The sequence below is a fragment of the Streptomyces sp. NPDC048255 genome (assembly GCF_040652415.1).
Lineage (GTDB): Bacteria > Actinomycetota > Actinomycetes > Streptomycetales > Streptomycetaceae > Streptomyces.
In genome coordinates this window covers 1-1,565 of record NZ_JBEZMA010000120.1, presented here as the reverse complement: position 1 = coordinate 1,565, position 1,565 = coordinate 1, and the positions used below count along the sequence as shown (strand labels likewise).

General features: G+C 56.3%; 1 rRNA gene (running past one end of the window). It reads left to right on the top strand.

The features are described from left to right. A 23S ribosomal RNA gene (locus AB0D94_RS37530) occupies positions 1–1,533 on the top strand; it begins 1,689 nt to the left of the window's first position. Positions 1,534–1,565: the final 32 nt, after the last annotated feature.

The following is a 1,565-nucleotide window of genomic DNA, read 5'->3' as shown; positions in this document are numbered from 1 at the left end:
AAGGAAAGTGGTGGAGCCGACGACCCAGACTTGTAGTAGGTAAGCGATGGGGTGACGCAGGAAGGTAGTCCAGCCCGGGCGGTGGTAGTCCCGGGGTAAGGGTGTAGGCCGAGGGGTAGGCAAATCCGTCCCTCATTAAGGCTGAGACCTGATGCCGAGCCGATTGTGGTGAAGTGGATGATCCTATGCTGTCGAGAAAAGCCTCTAGCGAGTTTCATGGCGGCCCGTACCCTAAACCGACTCAGGTGGTCAGGTAGAGAATACCGAGGCGTTCGGGTGAACTATGGTTAAGGAACTCGGCAAAATGCCCCCGTAACTTCGGGAGAAGGGGGGCCATCACTGGTGAGAGGACTTGCTCCTTGAGCTGGGGGTGGCCGCAGAGACCAGCGAGAAGCGACTGTTTACTAAAAACACAGGTCCGTGCGAAGCCGTAAGGCGATGTATACGGACTGACGCCTGCCCGGTGCTGGAACGTTAAGGGGACCGGTTAGTCACATTTCGGTGTGGCGAAGCTGAGAACTTAAGCGCCAGTAAACGGCGGTGGTAACTATAACCATCCTAAGGTAGCGAAATTCCTTGTCGGGTAAGTTCCGACCTGCACGAATGGCGTAACGACTTCTCGACTGTCTCAACCATAGGCCCGGTGAAATTGCACTACGAGTAAAGATGCTCGTTTCGCGCAGCAGGACGGAAAGACCCCGGGACCTTTACTACAGTTTGATATTGGTGTTCGGTTCGGCTTGTGTAGGATAGGTGGGAGACTTTGAAGCAGCCACGCCAGTGGTTGTGGAGTCGCCGTTGAAATACCACTCTGGTCGTGCTGGATGTCTAACCTCGGTCCGTGATCCGGATCAGGGACAGTGTCTGATGGGTAGTTTAACTGGGGCGGTTGCCTCCCAAAGGGTAACGGAGGCGCCCAAAGGTTCCCTCAGCCTGGTTGGCAATCAGGTGTTGAGTGTAAGTGCACAAGGGAGCTTGACTGTGAGACCGACGGGTCGAGCAGGGACGAAAGTCGGGACTAGTGATCCGGCGGTGGCTTGTGGAAGCGCCGTCGCTCAACGGATAAAAGGTACCCCGGGGATAACAGGCTGATCTTCCCCAAGAGTCCATATCGACGGGATGGTTTGGCACCTCGATGTCGGCTCGTCGCATCCTGGGGCTGGAGTCGGTCCCAAGGGTTGGGCTGTTCGCCCATTAAAGCGGTACGCGAGCTGGGTTTAGAACGTCGTGAGACAGTTCGGTCCCTATCCGCTGTGCGCGTAGGAATATTGAGAAGGGCTGTCCCTAGTACGAGAGGACCGGGACGGACGAACCTCTGGTGTGCCAGTTGTCCTGCCAAGGGCATGGCTGGTTGGCTACGTTCGGGAGGGATAACCGCTGAAAGCATCTAAGCGGGAAGCCTGCTTCAAGATGAGTATTCCCACCTCCTTGAGAGGGTAAGGCTCCCAGTAGACGACTGGGTTGATAGGCCAGATGTGGAAGCCCGGTAACGGGTGAAGCTGACTGGTACTAATAGGCCGAGGGCTTGTCCTCAGTTGCTCGCGTCCACTGTGTTAGTTCTGAAG